Below are 15,979 nucleotides of genomic sequence, written 5' to 3'. Positions count from 1 at the left end.
TTACCTATAAAAGCCAGCCTTGGGCAGATCCATCCGCCTAACAGATGAAAGTTAGCTTGACTAGTCTAAGTTTATGTTCAATAAATAAACTATGTCAGTCCTCACAGGGCTGTTTGGGAGCCTAAGGTCTATTGGGTAGCAGACCAACAGGCAATGCGGGTTCGTCTGAAGTTTGGCGAGCACAATATGAAAGCTGAACAAGGATAATTATAATGATATTAAATCACTTAATGGGGTTATACACTCATCCGAAAGAAGAGTGGCACACAATTGAGAAAAACCACGAAGCGCTGAGAAGCAGTCTCAGCCATGTCTTGCTAATTGCCCTCATACCGGCCGTCTGTACCTATCTTGCCTCCACCATGTTCGGCTGGAACCTAGGGGTATCCGATCCCCTCTTCCTCACCAAGCAAAGCGCCATGATGATGTCCATCAGCATGTATTTCGGCCTAATAGCCGGCGTCTTCGCCCTGGCCTATCTGGCCTACTGGATGGCAAAGACTTTCGATGCTCAGCCTAGCTACACACAGGCGATCGAGCTGGCAGCCTATACCGCAACGCCTCTCTTTATGGTCGGCCTAGCGGCGCTGTACCCTGCGCTCTGGTTCATAATGGTCGTAGGTTTGGTAGGACTCACCTACTCTGTGTACCTGCTCTACACTGGCGTGCCTATCATCATGAATATCCCGGAAGAGAAAGGCTTCATCTATGCCAGCTCGGTGGTCACCGCAGGCCTGGTGCTATTGGTCGCGTTGATGGCCTCAAGCGTCATCCTGTGGAGCTTCGGCCTAGGCCCCATGTACCAGTAAACGGCATAGGCTAACACGAGATACAAAAAAGGCTTTAGGGTTCACCTAAAGCCTTTTTTAATACCAAGCATTCACTTAGTTAGAAGAATCTCGCAGGGCAACCGTCAGGTTAAACACCAGATGCTCAGGCGATGAGTCTTTGCTATCGGCGCAGAAGTAACCTTCGCGCTCGAACTGATAGGCATTCTCGGCCTCAGCATTAACCAGGCCCGGCTCGACCAAACCATGCTTAACCACCAATGACTCAGGGTTTAGCACCTCATCAACCGTCTCGGCGGCCGCCGGATTCGGCTGATTAAAGAGTCTGTCATACAGGCGGAACTCGGCTGGCACGGCACTTGTGGCCTCAACCCAATGGATCACCCCTTTCACCTTACGACCATCGGCTGGGTTCTTACCCAGGGTCTGATCGTCATAGGTACAATAGATGGTGGTCACATTGCCCGCCTCATCTTTATCGCAGCGCTCGGCCTTGATCACATAGGCGTTACGCAGACGCACCTCTTTACCCTGAATAAGGCGCTTGTACTTCTTGTTGGCCTCTTCACGGAAATCGTCGGCATCAATATAGAGTTCGCGGCCAAAGACCAGCTCGCGCTCGCCCATAGACTCGATAGTCGGGTGCGCCGGTGCAGATAGCTTCTCTACCTGGCCTTCTGGGTAGTTTTCAATGATCACCTTAACCGGGTTGATCACCGCCATGGCGCGAGGCGCGTGCTCGTTCAGCTCTTCACGAATACAGGCGTCCAGCATGCTGACTTCGACCATATTCTCTTGCTTGGTCACACCGATACGACGGCAGAACTCGCGAATCGCCGCAGGCGTGTAGCCACGACGACGCAGACCGGCGATGGTCGGCATACGTGGGTCGTCCCATCCCGAAACCAGACCACGCACCACAAGGTCGTTAAGCTTACGCTTAGACATCAGGGTGTATTCCAGATTCAGGCGAGAGAACTCATATTGACGGGTACGGTTTGGCGCCTGGAAATCGTCCAGGTTATCCAGCACCCAGTCATACAGACGGCGGTTGTCCTGGAACTCCAGCGTACAGAGCGAATGAGTGATATCTTCCAGCGCATCGGAAATACAGTGGGTGAAATCATACATCGGATAGATGCACCACTTATCGCCTGTCTGATGGTGATGGGCGAAACGGATACGATAGATCACAGGGTCGCGCATACACATGAAGGGTGACGCCATATCGATCTTGGCTCTCAGTGCACATTCGCCCTCTTTGAATTCGCCCTTACGCATCTTCTCGAACAGCTCAAGGTTCTCTTCGACAGAGGTATCGCGATAGGGACTGTTCTTACCCGGCTCCTTCAGGGTGCCACGGTATTCACGGGTCTGCTCACCATTGAGAAAACAGACATAAGCCAGTCCCTTGTTGATCAGTTCTACCGCGTATTGGTGCAGCTGATCGAAATAGTTAGACGAGTAACGGATCTCTCCATCCCACTGGAAACCCAACCAGTGTACGTCGGCCTGAATAGAGTTAACGTAATCGATATCCTCTTTCTCAGGGTTGGTATCATCAAAACGTAAGTTACATAGCCCTTTGTAGTCCTGCGCCAAACCGAAGTTCAAACAGATCGATTTTGCGTGACCGATATGAAGATAGCCGTTTGGCTCGGGCGGAAAACGAGTGTGCACACGGGTGTGCTTACCGCTCTCTAAATCTTCATCTATGATATTACGAATGAAGTTACTGGGACGTACTTCGGTGTCCACATGACTCATGGAAATCCTCTTTGCGAACTCTATTTCATCGGGCGCACAGGTGCCGCTCGAGACTAATGGGAGAAAACCTGCATATTCCTACAGATTTCGCTTCGTTACAACGGCCAAATCGCAAAAACTGCCATGATTTAGCGCAAAAACAGAAAAGCAGCGACTTATCGCTGCTTTTCTCGGTTTAACAAGCTGTTTTACATCAAGCTTAAATCTACTCGGTCACCACATTGATCACCGGAATAATAGTCTGAGCACGCTGTCCCTTACGCTTTAGCCAGAGGTAGAAGACCACCAGCGCGACCAGGAAGAAGGCGATCCACAGACCAGATTGCAACGGGTGCGCCGCAAAGGTCATCGCCTGATAGAAGACGGTCGCTGTGCCATAGGCCAGGCCCAGGGTCCAGGTTGCCGCAAAGGTTGCCCAGCGAGGGCCAAACTCACCCACTAGAGCACCCATGGCCGCCACACACGGCGTATAGAGCAGGATAAACAGCAGGTAGGCAAAGGCTGCCGTCACGCCACTGAAACCACTCTGCAGCGCACTGAAAGTCGAGGTATCGACGTCCAGCTCACTCGATGCCGTCTCAATGGTCTGAATATCGCCAACCGAGATAGATAGCGGATCTTCAGGTGCGATGCCAAACAGATTCTCAGGGATGGTCGCCAAGGCTTCGCTAAAGCTCTCAGACAGTGGCGCCAAGGCTTCATCTTCACCGCTCGCAGTCGAGTAGAGGCTATTCAGGGTGCCGACTACGGCTTCTTTGGCGAAGATACCAGTGATGATACCCACGGTTGCCGGCCAGTTATCCTGCTCTATGCCCATTGGCGAGAAGAGCGGCGTGACCTTCTGGCTCGCCACACTCAACACAGACTCAGAGCTGTCCTCATGGCCGAAGCTGCCGTCGACACCGATAGCGTTGATAAAGTTAAGCAGGGTCACCACGATAACGATTGTCTTACCCGCGCCCAGAATAAAGCTCTTGGTACGCTTACCGGTTCTGGCCATCACCGCCTTAAGCTTCGGCTTCTCGTAGTTAGGCAGTTCCATCACCACGGCGCTGCTGCTGCCTGGTAGCAAGGTCGAACGTAGCAACAGGCCCGTTCCTATCGCGGCTAACACGCCTATGATATAGAGCAGGAATACCAGGTTCTGACCCGACTCGGGGAAGAAGGCAGCCGCAAACAGGGCATATACTGGCAGACGCGCACCACAAGACATGAAAGGCGCCATCATACCTGTCACGATACGCTCACGCTCGCTGCCTAAGGTACGGGTCGCCATGATGGCCGGTACCGAGCAGCCAAAACCGACGATCATAGGCACAAACGCCTTACCCGGCAGACCGATACGACGCATCAGGCCATCGACCACGAAGGCGGCGCGCGCCATGTAACCCGAGCCTTCCAGCACAGACAGTGCCAGGAATAGCGCGGCGATAACTGGGATAAAGGTGGCTACGGTTTGGATACCCTGGCCCATACCGCCGGCAACTATGGTCACCAACCAGGCTGGGGCACCGATATTAGTCATCAGGGCGCCGAGATGATCGACAAACAGGGCGCCGGCCGTGATGTCGAAAAAGTCGATAAAGGCGCTACCGACATTGATACTGAACATAAACATTAGGTACATCACAAACAGGAATACCGGGACACCTGCGATGGGATGTAACACCAGCTTATCGAGACGGTCGCTCAGGGTAAGCTGGTCGCTGTCTTTCACCGATTGGTTAAAGACCTGCTGCACGAAATCGAAACGTGTGGTGGCCACCATGATCTCGATATCCTTACCCTGGGCCGCTAAGCGCTCGGAGCATTGGGACACCTCAGACAGCATCTGACCATTTTTACACTGGCCACAGCCAAGACCGTTACCCATCATCGCCAGGGCGCGGCCACGACTCAGCTGGCTATCACGCTCAAACAGCGCCTTGATACCCGCCTCGATCTCAACATCGTAGTCCAGCACCAGAGGCGCCTCGGACACCTTACCATCTAACAGGTCGACCACTTGGGCCTGTACCTGCTTGATATCATTCATATCGCGAGAGCAGACGGCGATCACGGGGCAGCCTAACTGCTGACTCATCTTGTCGACATCGACCTCGATCCCATGGGCCTTGGCCGCGTCAATCTTGTTGATAACTACCACCATAGGAATGCCAAGCTCGCGTAGCTGCACCGTCAGATACAGGTGGCGCTCGATGTTGGTGGCATCGACCAGGTTGATGATGCCATCCATCTGCGCCTCGGCCAGGTATTGCTGGGCAATCTGTTCATCGAGAGAACAATCGCAGCTGCTACCGGCGGGCAACAGATCGTAAATACCAGGCAGATCCGTCAGCAGTACCTGGGTATCGTTCAGGGTAAAGGCCCCTGTCTTCTTCTCTACCGTCACCCCAGACCAGTTACCCACCTGCTGGTTGGCACCGGTTAGCGCGTTAAAGAGTGTTGACTTGCCCGCGTTAGGATTACCAACGGTCACACAATGAAATTGTTTAGCCATGAGCCAGCTCCACCTCAATTACTTCAGCCAGGTCCTTACGCATGCATAACTTACTGCCACGAATGGCCAACTCTAATCCCGAGCCCAGTGGGGCGCGTCGTAACAGGGTCAGAGAGGTGTTGGGGGTGATCCCCATAGATAAAAGCTTGCGTTTCACCACCGCAGGCAGGCTAATCTGGCCAACCTCGGAGATCACTGCACTATCGCCAGGCTTTAATTCGCTTAATTTCATATTGCAACTCTACCTTTTCAGGTCTCGATAAATCTGAACTACACCAGATTCTAACGGAGCAAGGCTTCCAATAACTTTATCTAGATCAATATTTATGATTGGAAACGATAATAATTTTCAATTGTATTTTATATTATGTGACAGATATCTCAATCAGTAAACGAGATTATCAAATGAGAACCATTTTCATTGGCGAGCAATTCTACGTCCCAACTTACGAGCGCAATGTGATCTAGATCACATAAAGTGCTAATTCGCTCAAATACTTCATTTTTACCCGTCATTTATCGCCACAAAATTTACACATTCGTCACAAATCTTGCCTATTATTTAGCTTTGGTAAATTAGTAATTCATAAAGATAACAACTAAACGCCACACTGTGCTTGGATGGATGATGATGAAAAAGGAATCGACTTGGCTGCGTGCCCTTAGGCTAACGGCTCTACTCGCGCTATACCCTCTCTTTAGTTTGCTCGCTCAGGCAACCCCCTGGGACGAGATGCCCGCCGACGAGGTGGAGAAGATCCTCGATAGCAAATTCGCCGAAGGTCAATACTCCCCCAAAGGCGCCGATAGCTGCCTCATGTGCCATCGCAAGAACCAAACAGTCATGGCGCTATTTGACGGCGTGCATGGCAATCCCCAGGTAAAAGGCTCCCCCATGGCCGACCTGCAGTGCGAAGCCTGCCACGGCCCCATGGGCAAACATAATCGCGGCGGCAAGGAGCCTATGATTACCTTCGGCGCCAACTCACCCGTGCCAGCCGAGAAACAAAACAGCGTCTGCATGAGCTGCCATAACGACGACCAGCGCATGGCCTGGAGCGGCAATCACCACGACAACGCCGATGTCGCCTGTAGCGATTGTCACCAGGTACACACAGGTCATGACCCCATAAGCGACAAGAGCCAGGAGATCGCCGTCTGCACCACATGTCATACCCAACAAAAGGCCGACCTGCACAAGCGCAGCAGCCACCCACTCAAGTGGCAACAGATGATCTGTAGCGACTGTCACAATCCCCATGGTGGTCTGGGCGAGGCCAGCCTGAAACAGATGAGCATCAACGACAACTGCTACGCCTGCCACGCCGAGAAACGTGGGCCTAAGCTGTGGGAACATGCACCGGTCACCGACAACTGCGCCAACTGTCATAATCCCCACGGCACGGTCAACGAGGCCATGTTGATCGCCAAGCCCCCTCAGCTTTGCCAGCAGTGCCACGCCAGCGACGGTCACGCGGCCAATCCGGTATTTGCCAACAGCCCTAATGCCTTCAACGGCGGCCAAAGCTGCCTCAACTGCCACAACCAGGTGCATGGCTCTAACCATCCATCGGGCAAACTACTGCAACGTTAATGAGGGAGCATAGCGATGAACAGACTTAAAGGGACTCAAACACGCGCTTGGCCACTCAGCCTGCTGACCCTCTCTATCCTCAGCAGCCTGACATCGGCCCAGGGGTACGATCTCGCCTCCGCCAACCGCAGCAAGGTGAAGATGGACGCCTGGAAATGCCAGCGCTGTGAGCTCAAAGATGCGACCACAGGTGAGATAGGCGTCGGCGTCGCCTATAACGACGGCAGTGATAGCCGTTTTGGCAACACCACGGGCACAGACACAGATGGCGCCGTGGCGAGCCTGGAGGCAGATCTAACCCACAAGAAGGCCTCTGGCTACCAGACCCAATTTAAGGCAGACCGCCTAGGCTATGACGCCGGCTCGGCCAGCCTAACCACGGGGCGCAAGGGCCAGTACGAAGTAGCCGCCAGCTATCGAGGCTTTGCCCGCTTCGACAACAACGCGGCGCTAACCCCCTATCGGCTAACGGCCGCTACTTGGCAGCTCCCCAGCCAATGGCAGAGCGCCGCCACAACCGATCAGATGAGCAGCCTAAACGATAGCCTATTGGCGAGTGAGCTTAAGATAACCCGTGACCGCTACCGTCTCGACGCCGCCTATACCGGCAGCTTCTACGAGGCAAGCCTCGGCTACCAACATGAGCAGCGGCAGGGCAATCGCCGTGCCAGCGCCAACCTGCTCACCAACAGCACCATGCTGGCGGAGCCTGTCGACGACAAGAGCGATCGCATCGAAGGCAAACTCTACTTTCGCGGCGATCAGTGGCTGACCGGCATAGATGCAGAGCTCAGTCATTACAAGAACGATATCAATGCCCTGCACTGGCAATCCGCCTTCAGCCCCACCTTTGGCGCCGCCTATTATGGCCAGAGTGCTGTAGCGCCCGACAACAAGGCCTATCGCGTCGCGGCCCACAGCCAATTCTCCGCCCCAGGGCAGCAGGTGCTGATGCATCTGGGTTTTAGCCGCATGACCCAAGATCAGGCCTATCTGCCGGCCACCATCAACGGTCCCTCACCCATGCTGCCTGCGACCAATCTCGACGGCCAGGTGGATCTACTGGAGATGAAGCTTAAGTATCTCGGGCGTCTCACCCCAGAGCTCAGCCTCAGGGCCGGCTACGATTATCGCGATCGCGACAACAAATCTGAGATAGCGAGTTACCCGCAGATCATCACCGACAGCTACTACGGCGGCGATAAGCTTAATCTGGCCTATGACCGTACCCGCCAACAGGCGAATCTGGGAGCCAAGTACCGCTTTACCCGCAGCCTCTATCTGGATCTGCAATACCAGTATGAGCATAACAACTACAACGCCCTCGACCGCGACAGCCTGCAGACATCAGATGTTACGGCCAAGCTCCACTATCGACTCTCCTCCCAATGGCAAGCCTGGCTCAAGGCCGAATTTGAGGATCGCGGTGGCAGCGAATATCTGGGCTCGAGCGTCAACAATCGCCCCAACAACCCGCTGTTAAGGCGCAGCTATCTGGCCGATCGTGAGCGCCAGCGTTATGGCCTCTACACCAGCTATAACGGCGAGGCACTCAGCGCCACGCTCAACCTGCACCTGATGCAGGATGACTACGCAGACACCCAGATAGGTCTGACCCAGGTCGATAGCCAAGGCTATGATATCTCCGCCAACTATGCCCTGAATGAGCAGATTAACCTCAACGCGTTTATCAATCAGGACTGGCGCGACAGCGATCAGGCGGGCAGTAACAACTTCGGTAGTGCCAACTGGTTTGCCACCACCAAGGATAAGGCGACCCTTATCGGTGCCGGGTTCGATTACGACGCCTTGATGGAGAACCGTCTGCGACTAGGCCTTAACTACAGCTATAGCGACGGCCAGAGCGACACAGAGGTCAGCCAGGGTCTGCACAGCCCATACGGCAGCTATTACGCCACCCGGCACAATCTCAACGCTTTCGCCGACTTTAATCTCAGCGAGAGCCTGGGGCTGCGGCTGGATTGGATCTTCGAGCAGTACCAAGACGCCGACTGGGCCAACGACAACCTGATGCCAGACAGCATCCCCAACGTCTTGACCTTCGGTGACCTCAGCCATGATTACAACGCCCACTACTTTGGAGTGACCCTGAGTTACCAGCTGTAACTCTGGCGCCCCCTATGCCAAGGAAGCGATGATGAAGATGAACAAAACTTTCCATTATGCCGCCCTGTTTGGGCTAGTTTCGCTACTCTCCGCCTGTGGCGGCGACGATGGTAAACCCGGTAATCCTGGCGAGCCCGGCGGCCCACCCGCCATGGTGATCGACTCCTTAGTGGTCAGCTTCGATCCCGTGCAGATGCAATCAGGCGTCGCCACGGTGAACTACCGCGTCACCAATCAGGATGACGAACCTGTGGTGGGGATCCCAAGCGCCACCTTTATTGCCGCTCAGCTGCTGCCCCAGGGCTACACCAATGCGGGCAATGCCTCCCAGTGGCAATACTTCACCTCAGAGAGCTGCAACGACAGCTGCCCTGGGGAGTATGTGGATCATAAGAATGGCCGCTACAGCTACACCTTTAGCGCCGCCTTCGACGGCTTAAACGATGTCGGCTATCAGGCCGGCGCCACCCAGCGCATAGTGGTTAAGCTAGGCGGCGACAGCCTGGCCGACGGCACCAGCCTGCCCATCACCAATCAGCACTTCGACTGGCAGGGCGACAAAGACGGCACCAGCAGCGATCCGGTATACACCCGCAACCTGATCAAGATAGAGACCTGCAACAGCTGTCACAGCGATCTGGCCTTTCACCGCGGCAACTATAACCAGATTGAGACCTGTGTGACCTGTCACAACGCCGATCGCGTCAGCAATCCAGATAACATCTTCCCGCAGATGATCCACGGCAAACACCTGACCGGCTTCCCCGGCTCGCTGGCAAACTGCCAGACCTGTCATGCCGAAGATGAGACCCTAACCGAGCAGATGAACTGGGCACGGGTGCCCACCATGGAGGCCTGTGGCGCCTGTCATACCTATATCGACTTCAAGAAGGGTGAAGGCCATCCGGCGCAGCTCAACAACGCCAACTGCGTCGCCTGTCACAACCCAGATTGGACCGCCAGCGTCCACAACGACGGCGGCAACGCCCAGGCATTGGCACAGTTCAAACCTGTGATCACCAAAGCCATGCGCAGCGGCGATACCGTCTCCTTTACCCTGACACTGGAAAATCCTGCGACGGGTCAGCCCTACACGGCCAGCGCCGACCAACTCGATTTCGTCTCCGATCTTCGCGTCTACGCCAACTGGGGCACCAGCTTCGACTACGCCACCCGCTCGGCGCGCTCCATACGTGTGCATGAAACCGCGCCTATCTCCGGCAGCAACGGCAGCTTCAACTATCAGATAGCCGGGCTGACGGTCCCCGCAGGTAGCGAGATGGATAAAGGCACGCTAGCGATTCAAGGCAGAGTCTGCGCCGCCAACGGCGTGCTGGGCGCCTGTAGTGATGAGGCCAACAGCGAAGTGGTGATCAAATCCAGCCATCGCTTCTTCGCCACGGAGGCCTTGAGCGATAGCGGCCGCCGCGTGGTGGTCAGCAACGACACCTGCGGTAGCTGCCACGGGGATCAACAGCTGAACTTCCACGGTTCGCGCAACGATCTAGAGGGGCAGTGTCAGCTATGTCACAACCCCAACATGCAGGCCGAGGCCGCGGACAATCCGTCCCTCACCACGGCGGACTTCAAGCATCTTATCCACGGTATTCATAGTGGTCAGCGCACCGGTTTCGAAGGGATCAACTACCCGGGCAACATAGGTAACTGCGCCCAGTGTCACGCCGACAGAGATGGCGTGCTCTCGGTCGCCCTGCCGCTGGATCCCGGCGTGAAACCGCTGGCCATAGACGATGGCAGCTACACCAGCCCAACGGCCGCCATCTGTAGCGACTGCCACAGCAGCGAGACCAACAAGAACCATATGATCCAGCAAGGCGCAGTGTTCAGCGGCACTCTGTCCGATGCCACCGCAGGCACCGAGAGCTGCAGCACTTGTCACCGACAAGGCGCCGATGCCGATGTGCTGAGGGTGCATCCCATCAAATAAACCGGACAAGGCGCCAGGTCACTGGCGCCGATTCGACAACGCATTGAGAGATTGACTGAAATGGAAGGCACTATGATGGATATGAAGAAGAAGGTGAATCAATGGAGCCTCATCGCCCTGAGCTGCAGCGCGCTGTTACTGGGCTGTGGTAGCGACGGCAAGGATGGTAAAGACGGCCCCGACGGTGTCATAGGCGTCAGCATCACAGATACCCCAAGCGTGATGGCCCAGTTTACCCAGGCATCGGTAGAAGATGGTCAGGTCAGCGTGACCTTTAAGCTTGAAAATGCCAACGGCGTGGCCGTTCTCGGCCTGACCAAAGACTATGACCTCAGATTCGGTATCGCCCAGCTGGCCCAGGTAACAGAGACAATTGACGGCCAAGGCTTCGATCGCGGCTACCAGTGGCAGGCCTACATCAACAGCCTAAGACAGCCGGGTTCATTGCCAGATGACACCTCAGGCCTTAACCCCTCGCCTCAATATCAGGCCAATGTCGAGGCCGCCAGCGCCTGCGAAGACTGCCTGACGGACAATCTCGATGGCAGCTACACCTATAAATTTCAGCAAAACATCGCCAATGTCACCGAGCCTTTGGCCATCACCTACAATGGCGATAACACCCACAGGGTCACCCTGGAGCTGAAGCTGCCCCAGGCGACCGCCAATGCGCACCATGACTGGCAGCCCTCTTCGGGTTCGACCGACGGGATTCAAACCCGCAATGTGGTAAGTAAGGAGACCTGTCTTAACTGTCACCAGGAGGAGAGCCTAGCACTGCACGGTGGCCGCCGCATCAGTCTTGAGAACTGCGCCAGCTGTCACACCGCGACCTCAGGCGATCCCGAGAGCGGCAACAGCATCGAATTTACCTATCTGATCCATGCCATCCACAAGGGTCAGGACAGGGTCACCAGCACGCCTGAAGGCATTGTACCCGCCCCCTATAAGATAGTGGGCTTTGGCGGCAGCCTGCACGACTATGGCAAGGTGATGTTCCCGCAGAAGCCAGCAGCCAACTGCGCGGCCTGTCACAAAGAGGGGGACGGCGCCCCAAGCGACGCCGCACTGTTCAAGGCAGATAACTCCAGCGTCGCCTGTATCAGCTGTCACACCGAGAAACCGTCGCAGAATCACTCAAGCACCAACTGCGTCGCCTGCCACAACGCCACAGATACCTATCCGGGCACAGGCAACGCCGAGAAGCGCCATGGCGATCTGCTAAAGGCCTACTCGCTGGCTCAGTCCATGGGCGTCAGCTTCAGCAACATAGGCCTGGATGGCGACGGCAAGCTGAAATTTGATCTCCAGGTAACCGACTCTGCCGGCAATCCGGTGGCTGCCGAATTTATCGAGCTTGGCACCCGCGTCGTGGTCGCCTGGGATGTGGATAAAGACTACCCGGCCTACACGGATGCCTCCTACAGCAATCGTCGCTTCAGGCTGTCCCAAGGCACCTATGACGATGCCAGCAAGACCTTCACCATAGTGGCCAGCAGCTTCGACATGCCAATGGATGCCACGGGCAAGACCTTCGAGCTCTGGTCCGCCGTAGAGGTCTGCTTCAACCACGGCGGCTATGGCGTTGCCGATGTGGTGATGACCGCCTGTAGCGATGATACCCGCTCGGTGGCGGTCAAAGAGGCGCCCTATCGTTTCATCTGGTCCGGCACAGGCGTTGCCGAAGATGGCCAGGTGGCCATGCGCCGCGCCATCGTCGATACCAGCAAGTGTCAGACCTGCCACAATCAGGAAAATCACCATTACAACAATGGCTATAACTGTCAGACCTGCCATACCTCGGATAAGACGACTCGTGGCGATGACAGCTATCCCGGCGGCCGCAAGCCAACCAGCTTCGCCTTTAAGGCCCACGAGGCAGAGGGTCACTACCTCAAGTATGCCGGCGTGCAGTCGGGCACAGTGCTCAAAACAGACTGCCTCACCTGTCATACAGATGATGGCATCACACTTGGCCGCGCCAGCGACCGGGTCTGGCGCTATGGCGATACCACCACAGGAGTCGATATCTGGGTCTCATCCGATGCCGGCGCCTGCCTGAGCTGCCACCAGAAATACCTTAAAGATTCTGGTGCAGCCCATATCCAGGCTAACGGCGGTATCTTAGACGGTATGGACGCAGACGATGTACGCGCCCGGGCGGCAGAGACTTGCGCCACCTGTCATACGCCGACTCAGCTGTTAGGCATTCACCAGGAGTAGCATCGTTTTATAAAAGATGGTGAGTGATACGCTTGATAAAAGGAGGCTACGGCCTCCTTTTTTATCGCCTGACACCGATACATGCCATCAATGCATGACGCCAAACGCCACGCCATCTAGCCGCTCCCTTCACACACCGATAACATCCCGCCCACAAACCCGGGTGTTTCACCGGCGAAATTGATCTATCCCCCAATGCCTATGCTTGCGTTAGATCAAAACTGCGATGAAAAAATCCCCTGTCGCTTAAGCTTTATTTAAGAAAAGGCTTATTTTTAGGCCACTGAAGTAAAAACGCCCTCACGCAACACTTGTAAGTACATGTAAAATATTGGATTTAACAAGTTTATCAATTTACACCAAGCTTAATGGATCCGCTTCACGTTTGCGCCAGGTGGGCCGTTGCACCTACCCCCTTTTAAGTAATATGGCCCATAAGGTGCCGCCAAGTTGTTGAGGCAATAGCAATAACTCTGGCCACCTTGTTCATACCAAAAAAGAAAAAATTGAGATCACTCTCATTCTCATGCAGGGGAAAAATGATGAAACGGTATTCAATCAGTACCGCAGTCAAAGCAGCATTCGGTGTCGGAGCCTTGTCTCTGGCGCTGGTCGGCTGTGGCGGCAGCGATGGTAAAGATGGTGAAGATGGCAAGCCTGGTGAAATTGCGGTCGATATCAACAGCGCGACAGCGGTCCAAACCAAAATAGAAAGCGCCAGCTATGACGCGGCGGCCAAGACCCTAAGCTTCGAATTTAGCCTGACCAATCCTAATGGCGTCGCCGTCACAGGATTAGAGGCGCTCACCGACCCACTGCGCATCGCCTTCGGTCGTATAGGCACCCGCAGCGAGGCCTTCACACCTTACAGCCTGGAAGATGGCACCCAGGTCACCGGCCGCGCCGATGGCGACGAGGAAATCTGGCTCTCTTACCGCAACGCCAGCAAGAACGGCGTGCCTATGACTGGCACCAACAACTGGCGTCCAACTCGTGACTGCCCTGAAGGACTGAGCTGCCTGAGCTACCTAGGCGAAGGCCGTTATCGGGTCACGGCGCCAGAAATCATCGACACCAACGGCCTAGACTACGACTATGATGCCAACCGTATCAATGGTATCTACCTGATCACCTATGGTGTGGGACAGAACAAGCTAAAGAATGTCGAAGCCTACTACTGGGATCCTTTGACCGAGCAGTCGGTCTCTTCGCCTAAGAAAGTGCTGGAGATGGATACCTGTACCAGTTGTCACGTAGGTCAGGATCATATCCGCCACGGCAACTATGGTAATACCGCCGACGGCTGTGGTTTCTGCCACACAGACTATACACAGTACAGCGGCTCAGGTATCGATGGTGAAGGCAACACGGTCGAATTTAACTTTGATGGCTCCATCAAGGGACTGGTTCACGCCGTGCACACAGGCATCACAGAGAGTGATCGCCGCGAGCTCGCCAAGTTCAACTCGGTTATCGCCAATGCCAACAACCCAGCCTTTACCTATGAGTTTGATGGTGCGGCGCTCGATAGCGAAGGCAATCCTAAGGCCGAGCTTAACTTCCCGGCCTCGACAGCCAACTGCCAAAGCTGTCATGTAAGCTACACCACCACAGAAGAAACGCTGCCAGAAGGCCTGACCGCTCACGCCCTGGCCTGGTTTGGCGATAAAGATGTGACCAGCTGTCAAAGCTGTCATGGCGAATATCATAGAGGCAGCAACCTGGTGGCGCCGGGTGAAGAAGGCGCAACAATGGTAGGTTGTGTCACCTGTCACAGCAGCCAAGATGGCAATACCCGTGGTGGCGCCTTCCGTCACTTCGCCGGTCACCAGCAGGCCAGCAGCCAGGCCGCGTCACAGGCCGGTATCTTAGTCGGTGCTAGCTACAGCCAAATTGCCTGGGATGAAACCAGCGCGACCTTAAGCTTTACGCTCAACCTGAATAAAGGTGAAGAGGCGGTTACCAGCCTACATGTACCGCGCGTTACCGTGTATGTTAACGCCGTCGATGCGGTTAAACCTGACGCCTACCTGGCGGCGCGCACCAGTGGTAGCGCAACCGCTAACCCGGATGGCAGCTATAGGGTGACCGTCGATGCGTCTAAGCCTAACTATGGCCTACCTTCACTGGCAGAGGTTATTGCCAATGGTGCAGATCTGGCGATCACCTCAAGCTTTAGCACCTGCTTTAAGAACAAGTCTTCAACCTTGGTTGAACTTGACGGCGAAGGCAACTGCGCCGGCGTGTTAAGCGCCAACGCGGCCAAGACAGAGTTCGTTAAGCTTGACGGAACGCCTGGTGCAGTGCGTGCCAGCGCCGTGGACTATGAGAACTGCGCAAGCTGTCACAACAACGACATGGTGGCCCGTAAAGGCGCCGCGCACTACCGCAACGCCGACGTACACACCTGTGCCCAGTGTCACGAAGCCGGTGACTACAACAGCCTGGTGGTGCGCGTTCACGGCACCTTCGGTAAAGCCCATGGCCGCGCCGATGTGCATCAACTGGTCAGCAGTGCCAACTGCTCAGCCTGTCACAGCGATCTCAACTTCGGTCTAGAGAATGCACGTTCAACACCGATGCGCTGGAACAAGGGCGATGCCAGCTACTCCAGCCCACAGGCCGGTGTGTGCGCCTCTTGCCACGTCTCATCAAGCTATGAGATCGGCGGTGGTAAAGATTCGGCCAAATCTCACATCGAGAGCATGGGCGGCGTCGTTGCCGGCAGCTATGAAGCGGCCATGCTAAACAGCGAGTCATGCCTCACCTGCCACAGCGCAGAGAAGGTCGCCGAGCTGCACAAGCAGAACTAGAACAGACGCCACTGTTTTAAAGACCCATTCAAAATAAGCTAAGAGTGTCAGGCATTGCCTGGCACTCTTTTTTTCGCCGCTTTCAGTTCCACTTTATCTCCCATCTGCCGCAGACTACGGGTGCGCATGGAGCAAACTCAGGGAAACACAAGGTCTACATACCCCCAAAGGCGCCACATTTTCGGCTACAGCAAATTAACAGGATGTGATTTAACTGGC

The 15,979-nt window shown here is 55.2% G+C and carries 9 protein-coding genes; 6 read left to right on the top strand and 3 right to left on the bottom strand.

Annotated features, from left to right (window positions below; all coding sequences use genetic code 11):
• Window positions 1–212 precede the first annotated feature (212 nt).
• A complete protein-coding gene (locus K0H81_RS07050) occupies window positions 213–809 on the top strand; it encodes a Yip1 family protein (RefSeq protein ID WP_144200481.1) in 597 nt (198 codons plus the stop codon).
• Window positions 810–884: 75 nt separating this feature from the next.
• On the opposite strand, the gene glnS is transcribed toward K0H81_RS07050, so the two are convergent.
• The 3 genes from glnS to K0H81_RS07035 form a co-directional block, all read right to left on the bottom strand.
• Window positions 885–2,555, bottom strand: a complete 1,671-nt coding sequence (gene glnS, locus K0H81_RS07045; protein WP_220060374.1) for a glutamine--tRNA ligase — start codon at window positions 2,553–2,555, stop codon at window positions 885–887.
• Window positions 2,556–2,760: 205 nt separating this feature from the next.
• A complete protein-coding gene (gene feoB / locus K0H81_RS07040) occupies window positions 2,761–5,055 on the bottom strand; it encodes a Fe(2+) transporter permease subunit FeoB (protein ID WP_144200477.1) in 2,295 nt (764 codons plus the stop codon).
• Complete coding sequence (locus K0H81_RS07035; RefSeq protein ID WP_011866315.1) at window positions 5,048–5,287, bottom strand: FeoA family protein; 240 nt, start codon at window positions 5,285–5,287, stop codon at window positions 5,048–5,050. Before K0H81_RS07035 ends, feoB begins: the two co-directional genes overlap by 8 nt.
• Window positions 5,288–5,680: 393 nt before the next feature.
• Between K0H81_RS07035 and K0H81_RS07030 the strand changes: the two genes are divergently transcribed.
• From K0H81_RS07030 to K0H81_RS07010, 5 genes are all read left to right on the top strand, one after another.
• Entirely contained in the window at window positions 5,681–6,649 is a 969-nt protein-coding gene (locus K0H81_RS07030; protein WP_220060373.1) for a DmsE family decaheme c-type cytochrome, read from the top strand.
• 15 nt (window positions 6,650–6,664) lie between these two features.
• Window positions 6,665–8,776, top strand: a complete 2,112-nt coding sequence (locus K0H81_RS07025) for an MtrB/PioB family decaheme-associated outer membrane protein (protein WP_220060372.1) — start codon at window positions 6,665–6,667, stop codon at window positions 8,774–8,776.
• 37 nt (window positions 8,777–8,813) lie between these two features.
• Window positions 8,814–10,724 (top strand): OmcA/MtrC family decaheme c-type cytochrome, encoded by a 1,911-nt coding sequence (locus tag K0H81_RS07020; protein WP_220060811.1) that lies wholly within the window; start codon window positions 8,814–8,816, stop codon window positions 10,722–10,724.
• 75 nt (window positions 10,725–10,799) lie between these two features.
• Window positions 10,800–12,947, top strand: a complete 2,148-nt coding sequence (locus tag K0H81_RS07015) for an OmcA/MtrC family decaheme c-type cytochrome (protein WP_220060810.1) — start codon at window positions 10,800–10,802, stop codon at window positions 12,945–12,947.
• A gap of 542 nt (window positions 12,948–13,489) precedes the next feature.
• Window positions 13,490–15,760 carry a multiheme c-type cytochrome gene (locus tag K0H81_RS07010; protein ID WP_220060371.1) on the top strand — a complete coding sequence of 757 codons (2,271 nt, stop codon included), beginning with the start codon at window positions 13,490–13,492 and terminating at the stop codon, window positions 15,758–15,760.
• Window positions 15,761–15,979: the final 219 nt, after the last annotated feature.

The sequence above is a fragment of the Shewanella halotolerans genome (assembly GCF_019457535.1).
GTDB classification, from domain to species: domain Bacteria; phylum Pseudomonadota; class Gammaproteobacteria; order Enterobacterales; family Shewanellaceae; genus Shewanella; species Shewanella halotolerans.
The sequence above is the reverse complement of the archived record's forward strand: the minus strand, read 5'-3'. Positions and strand labels throughout refer to the sequence as shown.